The 1,535-nt window shown below is 72.2% G+C and carries 3 protein-coding genes; 1 reads left to right on the forward strand and 2 read right to left on the reverse strand.

Features of this window, described 5'->3' with window-relative positions:
* Together C5O18_RS09355 and C5O18_RS09360 are read right to left on the reverse strand one after the other, a co-directional pair.
* The coding region (locus C5O18_RS09355) for a pirin family protein (protein ID WP_146089330.1) at positions 1-525 on the reverse strand (525 nt) is incomplete at its 3' end.
* A gap of 35 nt (positions 526-560) precedes the next feature.
* A complete protein-coding gene (locus C5O18_RS09360) occupies positions 561-1,166 on the reverse strand; it encodes a DNA-3-methyladenine glycosylase I (protein WP_105193359.1) in 606 nt (201 codons plus the stop codon).
* A 136-nt stretch (positions 1,167-1,302) separates the two neighbouring features.
* On the opposite strand from C5O18_RS09360, the gene C5O18_RS09365 reads away from it, so the two are divergent.
* Positions 1,303-1,535 (forward strand): 4Fe-4S dicluster domain-containing protein (locus C5O18_RS09365; protein ID WP_105193361.1); only part of this gene is annotated, 233 nt, incomplete at its 3' end.

The following is a 1,535-nucleotide window of genomic DNA, read 5'->3' on the forward strand; positions in this document are numbered from 1 at the left end:
GGTCACGCCCGCGAACGTGCCGGCGATCACGCGCACCGAGCCGGCGCCGCCGGGCAGCGCCACCTGCGGGATGTCGGCATCGCTCAGGCTCTGGTAGCGGGGCGGGTCCATCTTGTGCGCGGCCGGCAGGTTGACCCAGAGCTGGATCATCTCGAACGGGCCGCCGCTGCGCGTGAACGCCGCGCTGAACAGCTCGCGGTGCACCACGCCGGCGGCGGCGGTCATCCACTGCACGCCACCCGGCCCGACCACCCCGCCACCGCCGGCCGAATCGCGGTGCTCCAGCTCGCCGGCGAACACCAGCGTCACCGTCTCGAAGCCCCGGTGCGGATGATCGTTGACGCCGCCTTGGCGCGCGGACGGCAGCAGCCGGCCCGGACCGATGTGGTCGAGCAGCAGGAAGGGCGACACCGTGTTGCCGAGATCGTGGTAGGAGAACACCGACAGCACCGGCGAGAAGTCGCCGACCGCGAAGCGGGTGTCGTTGCGGTGGATGAACGCCAGGGTCCGGGGCTGCGCTGTCACTGTCACCTCGTTGTCGCCGGCACCGCCGGCATCGCTCACGGCCGCGTGAAGTCCCGCCGCGCCTGCTCGGCCTCGGCGCGCGTGACGCAGCCCTCGGCATGGTCGTTGACCAGCCCCATGGCCTGCATGAAGGCGTAGACCGTGGTCGGCCCGACGAACTTCCAGCCACGCTGCTTGAGCGCCTTCGACAACGCCACCGCCGCCGGCGTGGTCGACACCGTCTGCGGCTCCGGCGCGCTGCCGGCATCGGCCTCGTAGCGCCAGACGAACGCCGCCAGCGAACCCGCCTCGGCGACCAGCTCGCGGGCGCGGGCGGCATTGTTGATCACCGCCTCGATCTTGCCCCGGTGGCGGACGATGCCGGCATCCTGCAGCAGGCGCTCGACATCGGCCCCGGTGAAGGCGGCGATGCGCTCGATGTCGAAGTCGTGGAAGGCCGCGCGGAAGTTGTCGCGTTTGACCAGGATGGTCCGCCAGCTCAGTCCGGACTGGAAGCTCTCCAGGCAGAGCTTCTCGAACAGGCGGCGGTCATCCGCCACCGGAAAGCCCCACTCGCGGTCGTGGTAGGCCGGGAACTCGGGAGCCGCCGCGCACCAGCGGCAGCGTGGCCGGCCGTCGGGTCCGGGCAGGGTCATGGTCATGAAGCGCGCTCCTTGACGGCCGCCGCGCTGGCGTCCGGGCGTGATGCCGCGAGGGTAGCAGGCGCGTGGCGGAGCGACTACAGTGATCAGGACAGCGGACCGGTCACGGTGCCGCCCCTCCCGACAGGCCAGGCCCATGACCCGCGCACCCGCCCTGCCCGTGATCGACACCGACCGCTGCACCGGCTGCGGCCACTGCGTCGGCGCCTGCCCGCCGCACGTGCTGTGGCTGGAAACCGACCGCCCCAACGGCTGGGGCAGGAAACGCGCCGTGCTGCACGACGCCCCGGGCTGCACCGGCTGCGCGAAGTGCTACGCCGCCTGCCCCTTCGATGTCATCCGCATGGTGCGGGCAAGCGACGCCGCCCC

It is taken from the genome of Amnimonas aquatica (genome assembly GCF_002943415.1).
GTDB classification, from domain to species: domain Bacteria; phylum Pseudomonadota; class Gammaproteobacteria; order Pseudomonadales; family Moraxellaceae; genus Perlucidibaca; species Perlucidibaca aquatica_A.